The organism is Bacillus sp. FSL K6-1006 (assembly GCF_038593175.1).
In the GTDB taxonomy this organism is placed as follows: Bacteria; Bacillota; Bacilli; order Bacillales; family Bacillaceae; genus Bacillus; species Bacillus safensis.
Genome location: NZ_CP151970.1, coordinates 1,429,267 through 1,446,900, shown reverse-complemented (window position 1 = coordinate 1,446,900; position 17,634 = coordinate 1,429,267). Strand labels below are relative to the sequence as shown.

Here is a 17,634-nt window from a genome sequence, read left to right as displayed (position 1 = left end):
CATATCCCTTAAAATTTTATATGTACTCTATAATAAAGGAAGAAATGAAAACTGTACACTTTTGTTTTCTAAAGATTCAAAGTTTTCTGCAATCCATTTTTTTCAACCGATGGTCTGCTCATTGATTTTTTCTTTTTATAACGCTCTTTATATTCAGTAAACATGCTGATATTCAGCAGCATTCCCATACAGATGCTAAGTAAAATGATAGACGATCCCCCGTAGCTGATAAACGGAAGTGTCACCCCAGTAATTGGAATAAGACCTGAAACACCGCCTAAATTGATACAAGTTTGGATCGCAATCATGGAGGAAATTCCTATTGCAAGCAAACTTCCAAACGGATCTTCACACTTTCTCGCAATATAAAAACCTTTCACGACGATGAAACCAAGAAGAGCGAGAACAAAAAACACGCCGAAAAAACCAAGCTCTTCTGAGATAATTGCCATGATAAAATCTGTGTGCGGTTCTGGAAGATACCCGTACTTTTGAACACTTTCCCCTAGACCGAGTCCAAAAAAGCCGCCTGATCCAATCGCATAATATGAATTAATCAATTGATGCCCAGTAGCCCCTGCATCTTTAAATGGATCTTGGAAACTCTCAAAACGTCCGAGACGATTTTGCGTGAAAATTTTATCCCAAAAAAGAATAATAAACGGGGTCACGACGACCATCACTGCACTAAATAGCGCCAGCAGCTTCGCAAGCGTTTTGCCGCTAAAGCCTGAGCATAAAATCATCGCAAGGGCAATCATGCCAATAATAAAGGCTGTCCCATAGTCTGGCTGCAAAATGATAAATCCGCACAGGATAGAGACAATCACGATTGGAGGCGTGACACCTCTTAAAATATGATCAATATAATGCTGCTTTTTGGCATACACCGCAGCAAGATAGATGATGACGACAATCTTCACAAATTCAGCTGGCTGAAGACTAAAAGGGCCTAATTTGATCCAGCTTCTTGCGTTCCCTGCAACATGACCGAGAAAGTACACATAGATGAGGGAAAAAACTGAAATCAGCAGCATACCAATCTGGAATTTCTTATTTGAAAACAGCTGATATGGAACTAATGCTGTAAAGATTAAGATGGCTGCTCCAACAATCATAAATAAGAGCTGTTTCTTAAAAAAGTTATCTGGCGCGGCATCGTATCTGATAACAGATGTAATCATACTTGAGCTATATACCATAACCAAACCGAATGCGCTGATTAAGATGATGGCGAACAATAATGAGTAGTCATACGATTTTAGCATTCTCTTTAACATATAATCCTCTTCCTAACGTCTGTTTCTACTGCTTGATATCTTCTTAGCTGTTCTTATTCTACTACATTTTCTCCGTTTGATCCCGTTTTACCTCTTTTATATTGTTCGTCATTCATGAAAGAATCAAGTCCGTTTGCCGTCAATCCATCAAAAGAAATGAGAGGACAAAAAAACTCAAACCTATGTTGTGGAAGTTTGAGTTTTCAATCGTTATTTTTTTGTGAACGCATCATGAAGTGCGGAAAGCTCTCTCTCAAGTTTATCGAGTAGTTTCTTGCCTTCATGTTGATCAACTAATCCAAGCCGGACAGCAAAATCAATCTCCCTCGATAATCCGAACATTTGAGTATCTAAAACCTCTTCATAAAGAGGACATTGCGGCATCGTTAAGTTGTCCATTTGCACTTGGATCAATTTTAAAATTTTATCTGCATCCAATTTTAATAAAGCCAGTGCTTTTTGCCGATGATCGACTAAAATTTCTGACGCCAAAAGTATCCCTCCGTTCCCCAGGCGAGTACCTAATTCTTCTATTTATCATAAAGCGAAACGCCCAAAATTGCAAGCAGATTTGTACAGTTCGCTTTGTAAAAATAAAAAGAAGACATTCCACATTAAAAGATACTCATCTCATATTTTTCACTCATGAGCTCAAGCAGCTTAATCCCAGCAATACTATTCCCTTTTTCATCCAGGGCAGGACCGAAAATTCCGATCCCAAAATCATATGGTGCCGCTCCCATAATCCCGCCTGAAACACCGCTTTTAGCAGGTATGCCGATATTAATGGCAAATTCCCCGCTTGCATTATACATGCCGCACGTCACCATAAAGGTTTTACAAATTCTAGCGACATCTTTTGAAAGAATTTGCTGGCCCGTCTCTGGATGTCTGCCATCTAATGAAAAAACACAAGCAATTTTCGCCAAATCTAAGCTGTTCATCATGATGGCGCATTGTTTCGTATACACGTCCATGACCTCTTCTACGTTCCCTCTAATAATATGATATTGCTTCATATAATAGCACATAGCCCGGTTAATCATCGATGTCTCAAATTCGGATGCCGCTGTCTCTTTGCAGTATGTAATACTTTTATCATTTGCGAGCTCTCTAATAAAGCCAAGCAGGCGGTTCAGCTGATCTTGCGGAGTCGCTCCTCTTATCAAGCTTGTGACTGCAAGCGCTCCTGCATTAATCATTGGATTCAGCGGCTTATTCGGACTTGCTGTTTCCAGCTTAATCATTGAATTAAACGGATCACCTGTAGGCTCTTGTCCAACAAATTGAAAGACTTTTTTTGGCCCTTCTTCTGAGAGTACGAGCGCAAGGGCTAATACTTTAGAAATACTTTGCAGGGTAAAGCGTTTATCTACATCTCCTGCCGAGTGGCAAGTATTACTCACATGGTACACAGCCACAGATAAATCCGTCTGATCCGCTTTGGCGAGAGCGGGAATATAGGATGCTACTTTGCCATCTTTGGCCACTTTTTTTGCTTCTTCTACAAATTGCTGAAGCTCTTCATTGTTGCGACATGCCATGCCCAATATCCTCCCTATGTTTCATGTACGATTAGTGTGTACAAGGAGAAGCATGTTTATGAAAGTGACAAAGCAGGAGAAAACTTCTATAATTTATGGTGGAAAGGGGTTGTCTTGAACATGAGTATCATTCAAATTAAGGGGAACGTAAAGTACAAGATCACCATTGATCCAAGTGTATGGATTTTTGATGACCGCAAATTTTTAATGGATTCATTTTTTGAAAACAGCGCAGCAAATGAAGAAAATCAGCTGGATCAGGAGCTTGACCAAGAGCGGGTGATCAGAGAAGGTCAAACCCTTCCACCCACTTTAAAAACAGAGAAGAAGTACGAAAAGGAAAGACTCGTCACAGGCAGCTTCGGAATGAAGCTGGGTGATATGCTGAAAAATGCAGAACCGCTTGAACATGCAGACACATGCGAATTTGTCACAGAAACAGAGACAATTGCTGTTCCGCTTTCTCAGGCAATGGAAAGCATTGCACACTTCAGCCAAAATGGGAAGCCGATGACTGAAGAAGGACCAATCCACGTTTATTTCGCAGATCAGTCCAACCTCACTCAGCCGATAAAAGGTGTCAAAGAGCTCATCATTACATAAGACAGAGGGTCTGGACTACAGCAAATCAGCTGCAAGCTGTGCAAGTCCAGACCTTTCTCCTTTGACAAGCTTGACATGTCCAGATATTTGCTGACCTTTGAACCGCTCAATGACATACGTAAGCCCATTATTTAAGCTGTCTAAATAAGGATGATCAATCTGCTCCGGGTCCCCCATCAGCACGATTTTACTTCCCTCTCCGACGCGCGTTAATAATGTTTTTACCTCATGTTTCGTTAAATTCTGCGCCTCATCAATGATGATAAATTGATCAGGAATACTTCTTCCACGGATATACGTTAAAGCTTCCACTTGAATAGAACCAATTCCCGCCAAAATCGCATCAAGTTCACCAGGTTTTTTTGTATTAAATAAAAATTCCAGGTTGTCATAAATCGGCTGCATCCATGGTCTGAGTTTCTCTTCCTTTTCACCTGGCAAGTAGCCTAAATCCTTGCCGACAGGAACAATGGAACGGGCTACGATCAGTTTTTTAAACATGCCGAGATCCTCTGTCTGCATTAATCCGGCAGCAAGTGCAAGGAGTGTTTTACCAGTACCCGCTTTTCCGATCAATGTCACAAGCGGAATATCACGTCGCAATAGCAGCTCTAGGGCCATCGTCTGCTGAACATTTTTCGGACGGATTCCCCAAACATGCTCTTGATCATAAATCAGCCGTTTCACATGCTCTGCCTTTTGATCAAGCATTCCTAAAGCAGAACCGCCTTCATTCCCCTTCATAATGACAAATTGATGAGGGTTTAATGGTGCACTTGTGACTTCTTTTATCGGCAATTGACTTTGCTTATAAAATGTATTCAATTGCTCGGTCGGAATATAGAGCTCATGATAGCCGTTATCAATGTCTTCGTTTTGCAGCACACGGTCACTTAAGAAGTCCTCTGCCTGAAGACCTATCGCATCTGCCTTTACCCTGACTAAGACATCCTTACTGACCAAAATGACAGGCCGGCCGTGAGGCTTTGTTTCTTCCTCTAAGCTCAAATTTTTCGCGACCGCTAAAATCCGATTATCGTTCGTTTTTTCAATAAAAATTTCTTGAAGTTCATGGAAAGAGCGATGATTCAGCTCGATGCGCAGCGTCCCTTTTGACTCTAGCGTGATTTTTTCATGCAGTTTCCCTTTCGATCTCAAACCGTCGATTAAACGTGAGACGCGCCGGGCGTTTTGCCCAACCTCGTCCATGTATCTCTTTTTCGAGTCTACTTCTTCTAACACAACGGCCGGAATGACGACTTCGTTGTCTTCAAATGAAAAGATTGAATTCGGATCCTGTAATAACACATTTGTGTCTAATACATAAATTTTACTCAGGTCCTTCGCCTCCTGATCGGGGTTTCATTCATCCTTGTCTTTCCCAAAACGATTGTTAAAATATATGTTTTCATGAATAAAGTTAGAAGGTTAATTCAACAATAAAATAAATCATGCAGTTTGTGAAGGAGGGAATTTAGATGCGACTATTTTTAACATTATTCATGATTCAAACGATCATTCTGTTAGGCGCTTGCCAGCAGCAGGAAAAGCCAGAAGCGCTGGACAAGCAAGATGGACGCCAGCACTTAGTACGGGTGTCAGACTCATCCAAGAAAAAGACAAATCAAGCCCGCCCATCTACAGATGTTGCGCAGCATCTTGTCAATGTGACAGAGCATGTAGCAGATGTCAATGATGCAACGGCAATTGTCATCGGCCGCTATGCTGTTGTTGGTATTGATGTAAAAGATGATTTAGATAGAAGCAAAGTAGAAACCATTAAATATTCAGTTGCAAAAGCGCTGAGAAATGACCCTGAAGGTGCAAATGCTGTTGTGGTTGCTGATCCAGATACAGTCAGCCGTTTAAAAGAAATGGGCAAAGAAATCCAAGCAGGCCGTCCGGTAAGCGGTATTATGGACGAACTGGCTGCCATTGTCGGCCGCGTGATGCCAGAGATGCCGAGAAATGAGATCGAGCGTAACGAAAAAGACCCGACAAATGATCCGAATAATCAGCTCAAAGAACAGGATCAAAAGCAGTTAGAAAAAAATCAAAACGACCAATCAAACCATCATATGAATCAGAAGAAATAATGAGAACGGCTTATATCTCCTGTGATATAAGCCTTTTTCTACGCTGATTTTAAGTAGCTGGAAAACATGCTATAATAAATGCAATAAAGTGAGGTGAAAATGATGAGAGTGAAGTGCTCATTATGTGAAAAGCTTGAAACCATTGATGATGATACACTTGTTGCTAAACGGTTAAGAAACCGGCCAATTCATACATATATGTGCGATGACTGCCAAGAACGCATTAAAATAAAGACTGAAGCCCGCATCAAAACTGGCAGATTCTCTCTTTATCAGGATCCTGCGACGAAAGAGAAAAAGAAGAAAAAAGGAAAGAAAGAACAAAAGACATAAAAAAAGACCTGACACATGTTCAGGTCTTTTTTTACGTATTAACTGTTCCTTCTTTTTTCGCACGATGCAGCCGTATTTTATAAATAATCAAAATGGCAGCTGCCACAACCAGTCCTTCCGCTACTGGAAGGAAGATACCTAGAAATGTGAGAAACGTGCAGCCAAAAATCAAAAACAAATAAATCACGAGCGCTTTTAAAATCGGTAAGCGTCTTGCAAAGCCGAGCTTAAAAACAATAATCGCTAAAACAAGGATGGTGCCATATAGGAGCCACATCCCTGTTTGCGGATTTTCATCGACACGAAACAGCATCGCGAAAAAGGATAGATTTTCACTTACTTCCTGATCATTCAAAAAGATTCCCTCCCCTTATCTTTCAGGGTTCTATCTTTTTAATTCTTCATGGAATTAAGATAATCCTGCTAGCTTTTTCTTCTTCGCTGCTTTCTCACGTTCGTTTTTGTCTAAAATTTTCTTTCTAAGACGAATTGATTCAGGTGTAACCTCACAGTATTCGTCTTCATTCAAGTACTCAAGAGATTCCTCAAGTGACATAATACGAGGTTTTTTCATGCTAACCGTTTGATCTTTCGTCGCTGAACGTACGTTTGTTTGTTGTTTCATACGGCTTACGTTTACAACAAGGTCATTCTCACGATTATGCTCCCCAACAATCATCCCTTGGTATACTTCAGTACCCGGCTCAACGAAGATCACACCCCGCTCTTCAACACCTTGGATTCCGTAAGCAGTCGCTTTACCTGTTTCCATTGAAACAAGTACACCTTGACGGCGTCCGCCAACTTGACCAGACTGCATTGGCTGGTAGCTGTCAAACGTATGGTTCAAAATACCAAAACCACGAGTTAATGAAAGAAATTCAGTTGTATAACCAATTAAACCACGTGATGGCACTGTAAAGATCAGGCGAACTTGACCGTTACCATTATTGATCATGTCAATCATTTCACCTTTTCTTGCACCCATTGATTCCATAACAGAGCCAGTATGCTCTTCTGGTACATCAATTTGAACGCGCTCTACAGGCTCACATCGAACACCATCAACTTCTTTTACAATAACTTCTGGCTTCGATACTTGTAATTCAAATCCTTCACGTCTCATATTCTCAATGAGAATGGATAAGTGAAGCTCTCCGCGTCCAGAAACAACCCAAGCATCAGGTGAATCAGTTGGATGCACACGAAGACTGACGTCTGTTTGAAGCTGCTGCTCTAAACGCTCTTCAATTTTACGTGATGTCACGTATTTTCCTTCACGGCCTGCAAATGGGCTGTTGTTTACAACAAACGTCATTTGAAGTGTCGGCTCATCAATACGAAGGATTGGAAGTGCTTCTTGGTGTTCTACCGGACAAACCGTTTCACCTACGTTGATGTCTTCCATTCCAGATACAGCGACAAGATCTCCCGCTTTCGCTTCGTTGATTTCCACTCGTTTTAACCCTTGGAAACCAAAGATCTTTGTTACTCGGAATTGTTTCACAGTGCCGTCGACTTTCATCAAGGCTACCTGCTGTCCTACTTGCATTGTTCCTCTGAATACACGGCCAATTCCAATTCTGCCAACATAATCATTGTAATCAAGTAGTGCCACTTGGAATTGAAGCGGCTCTTCATGGTTATCAACTGGGCAAGGAATATGGTTCACAATGGCTTCAAACAAAGATTCCATGTTTTCATCTTGCTTGCTCGCATCGTTACTTGCTGTACCATTGATTGCTGATGCATAGACAACTGGGAATTCAAGCTGTTCTTCTGTTGCATCCAATTCAATGAACAAGTCGATCACTTCATCAACTACTTCAGCCGGACGAGCAAAGTCGCGGTCAATTTTATTGACGACAACGATTGGTGTTAAGTTTTGCTCAAGTGCTTTTTTCAGCACAAAGCGTGTTTGAGGCATACAGCCTTCATAAGCATCCACAACGAGGAGTACACCATCTACCATTTTCATGATACGCTCAACTTCACCACCGAAATCGGCGTGTCCTGGTGTATCTAAAATATTAATGCGTGTATCTTTATAATGGATCGCAGTATTTTTAGCTAAAATCGTAATACCGCGCTCTCGCTCTAAATCATTTGAATCCATGGCTCTCTCAGCGATATTTTCATTCGCACGGAAAGTACCAGCTTGATGGAGCAATTGGTCAACAAGCGTCGTTTTACCATGGTCAACGTGGGCAATAATTGCGATGTTGCGAAGGTCTTTTCGAAGTTTCACATTTTCATCTCCTAAAATAATTAGATAACTTTCATATTATATCACAATCCCCTTTAAATGCCGATCGTTTTTCTGTAAACTTATATTAACTCTAAAAAAAGGGATGGAGACAAATGAAACAAATCAAATGGCTTCTATTATTATGTGCATTACTTGCAGTTGTCAGTATGGCGTTTATTGGGGTATCTCTTGCAGAAAAAAACATACTGGGTATATGTTTTAGTATCGTGTTCGCCATGATTTTCATGGGTACAGGATTTACATTAAAAAGAAAATTAAACGTGCAATCATAAAATTAGTTAAAAGCCTTTTACATTCTATATGTAGAAGGCTTTTTATTTTGAGTAAAAACAAGACAAATCACCTATGAAAGCTCCATTCATCAGACGGAACGTATCTTGAAGAATTGACAAAAGTAAGCAATCTGCACCCCTATATTTTTCGACAAGAACTTTTATAGTTCTCCAAAATCAAACAGAAAGTTACATTTTTCCTATTCTTCCACAAAGTTTCTCATGGTATGCTTTTCTTGCAACAAAATTTAACAGAAAAGGGAGAGAAAAGAAGCATGAAGAAGTTTTTGAGCAAATCGCTCAGCTCTGTTGTATTTTTCGCTTTAGCTATCATTCTTACTTTCACAACAGTAGCTCCTGGGCAAGCAAGCGCTGCAACTTTCAAAGGAATTCCTTTTGAACAGCAGCAAATCATTAAAGAATTATTGGAGAAAAACGAGCGTGTCATCAACATTCTCATCAATTCATTTGTTGAGGAAGACAACAGCTACACATTTGATGTGAAAAAAGCTGTTGAGCTCGGACTAACTGAAGAAGAAGCGGCGACTGCTGAGAAATTCTTAGATCGCGCAGCTGTTCTTACAATCGTTTTCAGTGAAAGCATCACTAAAAACGAAAAAGGGAAATTGGTTTTTGATGCAGCAAAAGCTGTTGAACTTGGTCTTACAAAAGAAGAAGCGGCTAAATTTGAAAAGCTTTTCAAATCAGTGATCAGAATTGCTGATCTTGCTGGTGATGCCCTTGTTCTAGACAAAAAAGGAAACGTTGTGATTGATTCAAAAATCGCAAAAGGTCTTGGATTCAGCTCTACTGAATTACTTGTTTTCAACCAAATGCTTAAGAAAATTCCTCAAGAGCAATTGAAAACGTTCTATGATGCAGTTCAAATTGCGAAAGAAAAATTAAACTAATCTCAGAAAAACCCCCACCTGGTTCATCCAGATGGGGGTTTTTTATTTCAGCCAATAAAGAATGATCATCATGACGTACCCTATACCAAACGCGATACTTGCTCGATAAAGCAGCTTACCATAGTAGCGCTTTTCAAATTTTCTTTTTTCTTCCTTTTCATCTATATATGGCACGAGATCAGGAGCCTGTATAAGAGTTATTGGCTCTTTCATTTCGTGATAAAGGTGACGGCAGCTTTCGCAGGATTGTATGTGCTCTGCAACAATTTTATTTGTTTCTGCACTTGTGTCTCCCTCTATATAAAGTGGTAACAATTCTTCAATCAAATAACAGCTCATTTATTGAACTCCTCACAATGTAGCATTCGCTTCAGCTCTAATCTCGCTCGATGAAGGGTTGTTTTGACTTTAGATAAAGTCCAATTCAAAATTTCAGCTACTTCTTCATATGATAATTCTTGAATATCTCTTAAAATGAGGACATCCCGATATGAATCCTTCAGCTGATGAATATGATGCCACAGCCTTTCTATGTCGGCTTGTGTTTCGATGTAATCTTCTGGTGTTGTGAACGACTGCTGCTCTAAGAAATCCATTTCTTCTACGTTCGTAAAAGTCCATTTTATTTTTCGGCGATAGTCATTCACAAATGTGTGATACGCAATGGTATAAAGCCATGTTTTCATACTAGAATGTCCCTTAAAGGAGGACAACCCATGCAGTGCCTTCATAAATACGTCTTGCGCAAGGTCCTTGGCCGTTTCCATATTTCCCGTCCGGCGATATAAATATTTGGTGATTTCCTGAAAATATTCTTCATAGATTTTTTCAATTTGGTCGGCTGGTCTGGACATCAAAAATAAAACCACACAGTCATCCAAATCGATAAAACGATAAAAAAGAAGTATAACGAGTAAATAAACCCTTTCATGCGTTTTAACTCGTCATAGTCATTATGGCTTTCCATCGGCGCTGAAGACTGCTTTCTTCCCGCGGCCGTATGCTGAAATTGCTGTTCGTGTGCCTTCATCCAGCTGGCTGCCTCGGCTCCTAGATCCCCTTCTTGATACAGTTCATATAAGTCTTGAAAGATGGCTTGTTTTTCTTTATCTGTCAAAACGATGCACCTCTTTTGTTCGCCCATTCACTTCATAGATTTTATGCTCATTTGATCCGAAGGTTTGTATAATGACAAGCCATGAAATGTCGATGTTCCCTTCTTTGTCGATCATCCTCACAGGTTTTATTTGTTTTTTATAGATCGTATATGGTTTATACCTTTTAAGTACTTGCTGATAGACCCCCTCCCGATCTTGATTAGATACTGCGTGCGGGATTGAAGAATCTGCTTGTACTCTCAACTCAATTCCATCATCCCCTTTAAACAGATTGACGACATGAGAGGAGCGTTTAAATATATATTGTTTACTTTCACTAGTGCCTGTTACTTTTCTTACGTCTTTTGGCTTTTTCCCTATGATTTTTAACAAATCTTCATCGCTGACGTTCTCTTTTTTCTGTTGAAGAAACGCTTTTGACAACTTGAAGCTGATGATATCTTTTGTTGAGCCATTAAACAGAAACTCAGATTGATCTTTTGTTGTGACTCTCACTTCATGCTGCCAATCCAAATAAAAATCATTGATGCCTGTGATTTGATAAGCTGGCAGCTTTAGGTTTAAAAGTTTATAAATACTGTTGATCCTGTTTTTTATCTCCATTTCTGTTAAACGGATGCCGTCTATATCCTTTAATTGAAAGATAGCGTTTTCGTATTGCGCTTGTCGAAGCGTCCCTTTTTTCCAGGTGGCAAACGCTAAACTGTCCTCTTCATTCTGAGACATTTTTGGCAGAAGAAGAACGTCCGTCTCTCCGTCCTCTTTTTTTACAGCTAATTGAATGCGCTGCAGATCAATTGACCGCCCGCTTCTTTCGAAAAATTCAATGGTTTTTTTCTTATATTCTGTATCGGTCAGTTCCTTCCCCTCTACACGACCTCGATAAGAATATCCGCTTAAATCGCCTGTAAACGCAGAAATATTCACTTCATACTGATCATCTGCAAACACGTAATGATAAGGGATAGGCTGATGACTAGCATTTAAATAAAGCGATTGATCCTCTGGTACAAATTTTGAAGCGAATGCTTTTGCACTTACTGCTGATAAAGGGCAATATTCTTCTGAAAAAGTATCTACCAGTTCCGTTTTGGTGAATTGGAGCATGGTATGAGGAATATTGACAATCGGGTTGAGTAATAGCAGAAAAAAGACAGCTATACAACCAGCGCCCCACTGCCTTAATCTCACCTTGTCCCGTAGTAAAGCAGATAACAAATCAATCGTCATAAAGCTTCCTGCCGCTGCTACTAAAATGACAATCGATTTAAATGTAGATTGAAGCTCATACTTCGAAATAGAAGGATAAAATATATAAAGCAAGGCTGCGAAAATCAAGATATAAAACAAAAGCAATTCCTTCCACTTCCAATGCCAAAACAAGCGAAAGAAAAGGTGGAGCAGCAAAGCGGCAAAGCAAGCCATAGCCAAAATGGTGATCATATCTCTCCATACTAACCCCGTATCACTGCTAAGAAAGAACTTTTTGCTTTCAGCAAACACAATAAACACTGTTTGACATAAAGGCAGAAGTAATACAGATAAATCAAAAGCAAAGAACATACCTTTATTTTTTAAATAAGGAAGAGTAATGACATAGTACAGTGATGCAAGCAAGACGTACCCATAAATGAGAAATTGCATGAAATCTGTCAGCACTTCAAATGTTTCGATCGTATACTGTCTAGACAGGACTTGGTGGATCATTTCAACTGTCATCCCGCCTAATAGCACTACTCTTAATACGATACCAGCATAGAATACATAACTACTCCTCTTTTCTTTCCATATGGGGAGTGTCACGAAAAGGACAAATAGTCCAAGTACACACCATTGAATGATGTGGATACTGTACTCATTTAAAATAAAATACCTTTCAAAATGGAGCGATAAATCACTAAACAAATCAAACATTGATACACAATCCTTTACATGAAATTAAGGCCTCATTCGTATAGACATTCGCCTTACCAAAAAGTTTCAGGAAAAACAAAAAATCACTTCATTCTCATGAAGTGATGTCGTTTATTTTTTATTTCCGCTTCCTTTTATGTAATCATGCAAGATTTTTTCACAAATGGATCGATTTCCAGCCACTATGCTGTTTTTGTCTAGGAACGTAAGACGTTCTCCGTGAATATTTGAGTAAACGGCCCCTACTTCATCAAGCAGCACGCAGCCCGCTGCATAATCCCACGGTGCAAGCCTTAAGGTGACATATGCGTCACTTCTGCCGCTTGCAATATAAGCAAGCTCAAGGGCAGCTGATCCAATCGTTCGTGTCCCTCTCACGTCACGCACTAGACGGGCAAATGGTTTGGCGTCAAAATAAGGACTTTCAATCGCCCATGTCGGATTAATACCCACAATGGCTTTTTCAATCTCCACATCTTTTAATGGAGGGAGCAGGATATCGTTCATATAGGCTCCTTCTCCTTTAATGGCATGGTAGAGCTCGTCATGAATGACGTCATAAATAAGACCGATTTTCCCCACACCATTTTCAAATATCCCGATTGAAATGGCAAAGTTGCGCTTTTGATGGACAAAGTTCATTGTGCCATCAATCGGATCAATGATCCACACAATTCCGTCGAGTGAGGTGACATCTTCCCCTTGTCCCTCTTCTCCTAAAATGTGATGATCTGAAAATGTCGACTGTATTTTTTCAATAAAAAAACGTTCTGTTTCTTTATCGATATTCGTGACTAGATCATTTGGATTTGATTTTGTTTCAATTGATAGACCTTCCTGCATGGACGCTTTAATACGGCTCCCTGCTTCTTTTACCCAGAGCTTTGCAAGACGGTCAATTTCCACCCAGTTTGTCATCAGATTGTAAACCTCTTTTCTATGTAGGACCTATTTGTAATAGCATACTGATATTATGTACGTAAAAGCAAGAAAAAAGCAGCTTCATACAAAAACGAACCGATGAATTGGTTCGTTTTTACCTCACCCTGTTTTACCCTTGAAGCTGCTCCCATTCTTTTCTTAGGCGCTCAAGCTTTCGTTTGCTGCGTTCGATTTGGATGTCATCTTTTTGTTCGATGGCTTCATGAAGCGTAGAAAGCTCATAATCAACCTCTAATCTCCACACAGCGATGCGATTTTTCTTCTCCTGTCTATACCCCTGCTTCACGATTTGCTTCATTGGTCAACGCCCCTTCCAGAGAATGATTCATTCCTTGTCAGTTTTCATTGATAAAAATTCAATCGATAAGAGAAATGGTTCTTGCTTATATCGTATGAAGCGATCGCATAACCGCAACGACATTCTGAAAATTGTGTCTTTACCTATTAATGATGTACCACAAAATGAAAGGTTTTAAACGCTGCACCACGCCCTTTACAATCTTTTATCTGACGGTGCATCTTTTTTTGAGCTTGACCCAAGCTATGATAAAATATGATCAGCGAAAAGATACAGGAGGCATAACATGAGTGAAATGCGTTTTAGAGATGAAGATTTTGAAACATTCACAGTTGATGGTTTAGATGAACGAATGACTGTATTAAAAGAAAGAGTCCGTCCAAAGCTTGAGGCACTTGGCGAACATTTTGCACCACTTCTTTCTTCTATTACAGGAGACGAAATGTTTGTACACGTCGCAAAGCATGCTAGAAGATCTGTCAACCCGCCAAATGATACATGGGTTGCTTTCGCAAACAGTAAGCGCGGATATAAAAAGCTCCCTCATTTTCAAATTGGGCTTTGGAAAACACATGTCTTTGTCTGGTTTGCGCTCATTTATGAATCTCCAGTGAAAGGTGAGTACGGCCAGCTGTTTGAAAAAGAGCTAGACACCATCCAGCAGAAAATACCGCAAGATTTTGTTTGGTCTAAAGATCATATGAAACCAGATGTCATGCGGCACAGCGAACTAGATTCCGAACAGCTGAAAACGCTTTTTGAACGTGTTCAAACAGTCAAGAAAGCCGAGCTTCTATGCGGCATCCAGCTGCCTAGAGAGGAAGTCGTTCAAATGAATAATGAAGAATTCCTATCGAAAATCGAAAATGCCTTCCGCACGCTGACGTATCTATACCGCTTCACACAGAAAGAATCTGTATAAAAAAACGAGCCCTTATAGGCTCGTTTTTTACATGCGTATAACGGCTGTCTCTTCTGCCTCTCTTGCGGTTTTCACTGCACGATAAGGGGAATACCCGCTTCCCTTTTCAAAAGCCGCACAATGCGTTTTTTCCTCTGCTTTTGATGGCACAACCTCTTTAAATCGTTTATAAGCATCTAATAACTCCTGCTTCGCAATTCCTTTTTCATAGGCTTTTTCAACAGCCTGAAAAAATGAAATGACCGCAATTTTTTCCTCTGTCGTCCAGTCGACATCCATTGGATATTGATATTCCATTTACTTGTCCCTCACTTTAACACTCATTTCTCATTTGAACTTTTATTATAGCATCTGTTTGATCAGAAACCGATTGATTTTATGCTTTACATTCCGATCAGTTCATAATATAATTCTTTTGTTTTATGCAATGAAATCTGCTGTAATTGGCACAATAATAGCAGGTATTTCGATGAAGGTGGGAAAGCAATTGTCACAACATGATACACCCTTATATACTGGACTAAAAAAACACGCAGCAACGAATCCAGTCCAATTTCACATTCCAGGCCATAAAAAAGGAGCCGGAATGGATCCTGAATTTAGAGCATTCATTGGCGACAATGCATTAAGCATTGACCTCATTAATATAGAACCTCTCGATGATTTACATTCACCTCGAGGGATGATAAAAGAAGCACAGGAGCTTGCTGCTGAAGCCTTCGGTGCTGATCATACGTTTTTCTCCATTCAAGGTACAAGCGGGGCCATCATGACAATGGTGATGACAGTATGCGGACCTGGAGATAAAATTATCGTTCCGCGTAATGTCCATAAATCAATTATGTCCGCGATTGTATTTTCTGGCGCAGTTCCTGTTTTTATTCACCCAGAAATAGACAAAGAACTTGGCATCTCTCACGGGATTACACCTGAATCAGCCAAAAAGGCGCTCACTGAGCATCCAGATGCGAAAGGTTTGCTTGTCATTAATCCAACGTATTTTGGTATTTCAGCAGACTTAAAATCAATCGTAGACATTGCCCATTCATTTGATGTGCCTGTCCTTGTCGATGAAGCACACGGTGTGCATATACATTTTCATGATGAGCTTCCCCTCTCTGCCATGCAGGCAGGTGCCGACATGGCAGCAACAAGTGTCCATAAACTTGGCGGCTCTCTTACGCAGAGCTCTATTTTAAATATGAAGGAAGGGCTTGTTTCAAAAGACCGCGTGCAATCGATTTTGAGTATGCTGACGACAACGTCCACTTCTTATTTGCTCTTAGCGTCACTTGATGTCGCTCGAAAACGATTAGCCACTGAAGGTAAGGCACTAGCTGATGAAGCCATTCGTTTGGCTGAATCAGCGAGAGACCGTTTGAATCAAATTGACGGCATTACCTGCATTGGCAAGGAAGTACTCGGTTCAGCTTCCACTTACGATTATGACCCAACGAAATTAATTATCTCTATTAAAGACCTTGGGTTAAACGGACATGATGTCGAAAAGTGGCTGAGAGAAAGTTACCGAATTGAAGTAGAGCTCTCTGACCTGTACAACATTTTATGTATCGTCACCCCTGGCGATTCAGATGAGACAATTGATACGCTCGTGACGGCGATGCAGGAAATTGCCGCAGCCTCTACTCGTGAGGGCGGCAAACAAGCGGTAACAGAAGTGCTGCTGCCTGAGATCCCATCGCTTGCTATGACACCGCGTGACGCCTTTTACGCTACAACGGAAGTCGTTCCGTTTAAGGAAGCAGTCGGCCGCATTATCGCAGAGTTTGTGATGGTGTATCCGCCAGGTATTCCGATTTTTATACCAGGTGAAATTATCACAGAAGAAAATATATCGTATATCTTTAAAAATATTGAAATTGGTCTCCCTGTCCAAGGACCTGAAGATTCAACGCTTGAAATGATCCGTGTGATTAAGGAACAAAAACCAATTTTATAAAAAAGAAACATGCAGCCCCAAATGGAGCTGCATGCTTTTTTATTTATTCAGAGGCTTCATCACAGCAATGACAGTGACCGCACGTTCCGTATAGCGTTGTCACTTTTTCATTTTCAAACTGATCAATGGTTTCATTGCAATCTTGACAAATAATTGTACCCACGTACATTCCCCTTTTCTTCATTCATAGTTTGAAAGCGTTTGATCTATTTCTTATTTCTATAATATGATGTCACATTTAAGTTGTCAACGGTTAATTGTATGACACATTTAATCATTTTTTATAAATATGTGCTTTTTTCTCATCATATTGAGGGAACGTTTCAATTGTATTTTGCTTCATATCAATTCTGTAACAATTGAGTAACAATCGAAAATTGTCAAAAGGGACATGATACACTAGAGTGACTAACAGGGAACAAGCTCCTAAAAATGTTGGGACAACCCCAAATGATTTTGAGGTGAATAGATTGAATTTTATGAGGACACTTCTCATTATATTCCCCATGCTCTTTGTACTTAGTTCATGCTCATTTGCGTATATCATACCGAATCAGACCGACCAAGTCCGTCATATTCAAAAACCGAGAATTCTCTTTTTTACTGATGCAGAAAACCTTGATAAAGAAAGCCCATATTATGATGCAGTCCTCGAATTAAAAAATGAATACCCTAAGGAAATGTCAAAAATGATTGTGAAAGAAGATCGTAAAGGCTGGAAAAATGAAGTGGACGAATTACCGGCTATTTTACTTGTCAATGATGAAAAAGTGATCGTGAAGGTGGAAGGAAATGTCCGCAGTAAACAGGAGATCTTATCGCCTTTATGTCATGCTTTAGACCGCGTCAATACAAACTAATGATATTTACCTTACACTTATATATATCCATATGAAAAAACCCCTCATCTCATGAGGGGTTTCAAATTGTTGACAAAGGGCTAAAATGATCTTTATTTTAGCTCTTTGTCTTTTTTTCAGCGTGATAGAAAACCTTTGAAGTCTAGGAAGGACGAGCACAGGCGCGGAGCGAATTTGACATTCGTGAGCACCAGCGCGCAGGACTGACAAAGAATGCGAGGGTTTGTCTACACGCTGAAACCCCTCACCTCATGAGGGGTTTTTCATATGGTGTTCAGGGCACCAAAAAAACCCTCTCCATCAAGGAGAGGG

General features: G+C 40.1%; 22 protein-coding genes. 8 read left to right on the top strand and 14 right to left on the bottom strand.

The genetic code is table 11. The features are described from left to right. Nucleotides 1-68: 68 nt before the first annotated feature. The 3 genes from ftsW to glsA all read right to left on the bottom strand — a co-directional run bounded on the left by ftsW (nucleotide 69) and on the right by glsA (nucleotide 2,824). On the bottom strand, nucleotides 69-1,280 hold the full coding sequence (gene ftsW / locus NSS65_RS07480; RefSeq protein WP_065214322.1) for a putative lipid II flippase FtsW: 1,212 nt from the start codon (nucleotides 1,278-1,280) through the stop codon (nucleotides 69-71). Nucleotides 1,281-1,490: 210 nt separating this feature from the next. Beyond that, the gene (locus NSS65_RS07475; protein ID WP_003212509.1) at nucleotides 1,491-1,772 is read right to left on the bottom strand and encodes a YlaN family protein; all 282 of its coding nucleotides are present in this window, start codon (nucleotides 1,770-1,772) and stop codon (nucleotides 1,491-1,493) included. A gap of 122 nt (nucleotides 1,773-1,894) precedes the next feature. After that, nucleotides 1,895-2,824 (bottom strand): glutaminase A, encoded by a 930-nt coding sequence (glsA, locus tag NSS65_RS07470; protein ID WP_326135089.1) that lies wholly within the window; start codon nucleotides 2,822-2,824, stop codon nucleotides 1,895-1,897. Nucleotides 2,825-2,944: 120 nt separating this feature from the next. Between glsA and NSS65_RS07465 the strand changes: the two genes are divergently transcribed. Next, the gene (locus NSS65_RS07465) at nucleotides 2,945-3,427 is read left to right on the top strand and encodes a hypothetical protein (protein ID WP_034281650.1); all 483 of its coding nucleotides are present in this window, start codon (nucleotides 2,945-2,947) and stop codon (nucleotides 3,425-3,427) included. A 15-nt stretch (nucleotides 3,428-3,442) separates the two neighbouring features. On the opposite strand, the gene NSS65_RS07460 is transcribed toward NSS65_RS07465, so the two are convergent. Beyond that, nucleotides 3,443-4,765, bottom strand: a complete 1,323-nt coding sequence (locus tag NSS65_RS07460; RefSeq protein WP_025092370.1) for a PhoH family protein — start codon at nucleotides 4,763-4,765, stop codon at nucleotides 3,443-3,445. Nucleotides 4,766-4,905: 140 nt separating this feature from the next. Between NSS65_RS07460 and NSS65_RS07455 the strand changes: the two genes are divergently transcribed. Together NSS65_RS07455 and NSS65_RS07450 are read left to right on the top strand one after the other, a co-directional pair. Continuing rightward, complete coding sequence (locus tag NSS65_RS07455) at nucleotides 4,906-5,523, top strand: YhcN/YlaJ family sporulation lipoprotein (RefSeq protein ID WP_034281647.1); 618 nt, start codon at nucleotides 4,906-4,908, stop codon at nucleotides 5,521-5,523. 99 nt (nucleotides 5,524-5,622) lie between these two features. Further along, nucleotides 5,623-5,856: a YlaI family protein gene (locus NSS65_RS07450; RefSeq protein WP_223250959.1), complete on the top strand. Its 234-nt coding sequence runs from the start codon at nucleotides 5,623-5,625 to the stop codon at nucleotides 5,854-5,856. 31 nt (nucleotides 5,857-5,887) lie between these two features. On the opposite strand, the gene NSS65_RS07445 is transcribed toward NSS65_RS07450, so the two are convergent. Continuing rightward, nucleotides 5,888-6,211, bottom strand: coding sequence for a YlaH-like family protein (locus tag NSS65_RS07445; protein WP_003210819.1), 324 nt, complete (start codon nucleotides 6,209-6,211; stop codon nucleotides 5,888-5,890). Nucleotides 6,212-6,265: 54 nt separating this feature from the next. After that, nucleotides 6,266-8,104 (bottom strand): translational GTPase TypA, encoded by a 1,839-nt coding sequence (gene typA, locus NSS65_RS07440; RefSeq protein ID WP_342467370.1) that lies wholly within the window; start codon nucleotides 8,102-8,104, stop codon nucleotides 6,266-6,268. Between the two features lie 113 nt (nucleotides 8,105-8,217). Between typA and NSS65_RS07435 the strand changes: the two genes are divergently transcribed. Both NSS65_RS07435 and NSS65_RS07430 read left to right on the top strand, forming a co-directional pair. After that, entirely contained in the window at nucleotides 8,218-8,397 is a 180-nt protein-coding gene (locus NSS65_RS07435; protein ID WP_034281645.1) for a DUF5325 family protein, read from the top strand. Nucleotides 8,398-8,672: 275 nt separating this feature from the next. Beyond that, the gene (locus NSS65_RS07430) at nucleotides 8,673-9,308 is read left to right on the top strand and encodes a hypothetical protein (RefSeq protein ID WP_326135088.1); all 636 of its coding nucleotides are present in this window, start codon (nucleotides 8,673-8,675) and stop codon (nucleotides 9,306-9,308) included. Between the two features lie 42 nt (nucleotides 9,309-9,350). Here the strand turns inward: NSS65_RS07430 and NSS65_RS07425 are convergent, their stop codons facing one another. The 6 genes from NSS65_RS07425 to NSS65_RS07400 form a co-directional block, all read right to left on the bottom strand. Further along, nucleotides 9,351-9,647 (bottom strand): zf-HC2 domain-containing protein, encoded by a 297-nt coding sequence (locus NSS65_RS07425; RefSeq protein WP_061109793.1) that lies wholly within the window; start codon nucleotides 9,645-9,647, stop codon nucleotides 9,351-9,353. After that, nucleotides 9,644-10,162, bottom strand: a complete 519-nt coding sequence (locus NSS65_RS07420) for a sigma-70 family RNA polymerase sigma factor (RefSeq protein ID WP_061109971.1) — start codon at nucleotides 10,160-10,162, stop codon at nucleotides 9,644-9,646. Before NSS65_RS07420 ends, NSS65_RS07425 begins: the two co-directional genes overlap by 4 nt. Beyond that, nucleotides 10,162-10,425 (bottom strand): hypothetical protein, encoded by a 264-nt coding sequence (locus NSS65_RS07415; protein WP_070325785.1) that lies wholly within the window; start codon nucleotides 10,423-10,425, stop codon nucleotides 10,162-10,164. Before NSS65_RS07415 ends, NSS65_RS07420 begins: the two co-directional genes overlap by 1 nt. Next, a complete protein-coding gene (locus NSS65_RS07410) occupies nucleotides 10,415-12,340 on the bottom strand; it encodes a hypothetical protein (RefSeq protein WP_144496624.1) in 1,926 nt (641 codons plus the stop codon). The genes NSS65_RS07415 and NSS65_RS07410 overlap by 11 nt, the downstream gene beginning before the upstream one ends. A gap of 111 nt (nucleotides 12,341-12,451) precedes the next feature. Beyond that, the gene (locus NSS65_RS07405; RefSeq protein ID WP_070325783.1) at nucleotides 12,452-13,258 is read right to left on the bottom strand and encodes an inositol monophosphatase family protein; all 807 of its coding nucleotides are present in this window, start codon (nucleotides 13,256-13,258) and stop codon (nucleotides 12,452-12,454) included. 133 nt (nucleotides 13,259-13,391) lie between these two features. Then, on the bottom strand, nucleotides 13,392-13,580 hold the full coding sequence (locus tag NSS65_RS07400) for a hypothetical protein (RefSeq protein ID WP_024424761.1): 189 nt from the start codon (nucleotides 13,578-13,580) through the stop codon (nucleotides 13,392-13,394). Nucleotides 13,581-13,866: 286 nt separating this feature from the next. On the opposite strand from NSS65_RS07400, the gene NSS65_RS07395 reads away from it, so the two are divergent. Then, nucleotides 13,867-14,502: a DUF1054 domain-containing protein gene (locus NSS65_RS07395; RefSeq protein WP_024426894.1), complete on the top strand. Its 636-nt coding sequence runs from the start codon at nucleotides 13,867-13,869 to the stop codon at nucleotides 14,500-14,502. Between the two features lie 27 nt (nucleotides 14,503-14,529). On the opposite strand, the gene NSS65_RS07390 is transcribed toward NSS65_RS07395, so the two are convergent. Continuing rightward, nucleotides 14,530-14,799, bottom strand: a complete 270-nt coding sequence (locus NSS65_RS07390) for a UPF0223 family protein (RefSeq protein WP_034281639.1) — start codon at nucleotides 14,797-14,799, stop codon at nucleotides 14,530-14,532. Between the two features lie 190 nt (nucleotides 14,800-14,989). On the opposite strand from NSS65_RS07390, the gene NSS65_RS07385 reads away from it, so the two are divergent. Beyond that, a complete protein-coding gene (locus NSS65_RS07385) occupies nucleotides 14,990-16,462 on the top strand; it encodes an aminotransferase class I/II-fold pyridoxal phosphate-dependent enzyme (protein ID WP_108909025.1) in 1,473 nt (490 codons plus the stop codon). Between the two features lie 43 nt (nucleotides 16,463-16,505). Here the strand turns inward: NSS65_RS07385 and NSS65_RS07380 are convergent, their stop codons facing one another. Next, nucleotides 16,506-16,625, bottom strand: coding sequence for a GapA-binding peptide SR1P (locus NSS65_RS07380; protein ID WP_003212464.1), 120 nt, complete (start codon nucleotides 16,623-16,625; stop codon nucleotides 16,506-16,508). A 316-nt stretch (nucleotides 16,626-16,941) separates the two neighbouring features. On the opposite strand from NSS65_RS07380, the gene NSS65_RS07375 reads away from it, so the two are divergent. Continuing rightward, nucleotides 16,942-17,322, top strand: a complete 381-nt coding sequence (locus tag NSS65_RS07375; RefSeq protein ID WP_227001729.1) for a hypothetical protein — start codon at nucleotides 16,942-16,944, stop codon at nucleotides 17,320-17,322. Nucleotides 17,323-17,634: the final 312 nt, after the last annotated feature.

Coding starts and splice junctions, on each gene's coding strand:
- ftsW (WP_065214322.1), bottom strand. CDS start 1,280: ATGTTAAAGAGAATGCTAAAATCGTATGACTACTCATTATTGTTCGCC.
- glsA (WP_326135089.1), bottom strand. CDS start 2,824: ATGGCATGTCGCAACAATGAAGAGCTTCAGCAATTTGTAGAAGAAGCA.
- NSS65_RS07465 (WP_034281650.1), top strand. CDS start 2,945: ATGAGTATCATTCAAATTAAGGGGAACGTAAAGTACAAGATCACCATT.
- NSS65_RS07455 (WP_034281647.1), top strand. CDS start 4,906: ATGCGACTATTTTTAACATTATTCATGATTCAAACGATCATTCTGTTA.
- NSS65_RS07450 (WP_223250959.1), top strand. CDS start 5,623: ATGATGAGAGTGAAGTGCTCATTATGTGAAAAGCTTGAAACCATTGAT.
- NSS65_RS07435 (WP_034281645.1), top strand. CDS start 8,218: ATGAAACAAATCAAATGGCTTCTATTATTATGTGCATTACTTGCAGTT.
- NSS65_RS07430 (WP_326135088.1), top strand. CDS start 8,673: ATGAAGAAGTTTTTGAGCAAATCGCTCAGCTCTGTTGTATTTTTCGCT.
- NSS65_RS07425 (WP_061109793.1), bottom strand. CDS start 9,647: ATGAGCTGTTATTTGATTGAAGAATTGTTACCACTTTATATAGAGGGA.
- NSS65_RS07420 (WP_061109971.1), bottom strand. CDS start 10,162: ATGTCCAGACCAGCCGACCAAATTGAAAAAATCTATGAAGAATATTTT.
- NSS65_RS07410 (WP_144496624.1), bottom strand. CDS start 12,340: ATGTTTGATTTGTTTAGTGATTTATCGCTCCATTTTGAAAGGTATTTT.
- NSS65_RS07405 (WP_070325783.1), bottom strand. CDS start 13,258: ATGACAAACTGGGTGGAAATTGACCGTCTTGCAAAGCTCTGGGTAAAA.
- NSS65_RS07400 (WP_024424761.1), bottom strand. CDS start 13,580: ATGAAGCAAATCGTGAAGCAGGGGTATAGACAGGAGAAGAAAAATCGC.
- NSS65_RS07395 (WP_024426894.1), top strand. CDS start 13,867: ATGAGTGAAATGCGTTTTAGAGATGAAGATTTTGAAACATTCACAGTT.
- NSS65_RS07390 (WP_034281639.1), bottom strand. CDS start 14,799: ATGGAATATCAATATCCAATGGATGTCGACTGGACGACAGAGGAAAAA.
- NSS65_RS07375 (WP_227001729.1), top strand. CDS start 16,942: ATGAGGACACTTCTCATTATATTCCCCATGCTCTTTGTACTTAGTTCA.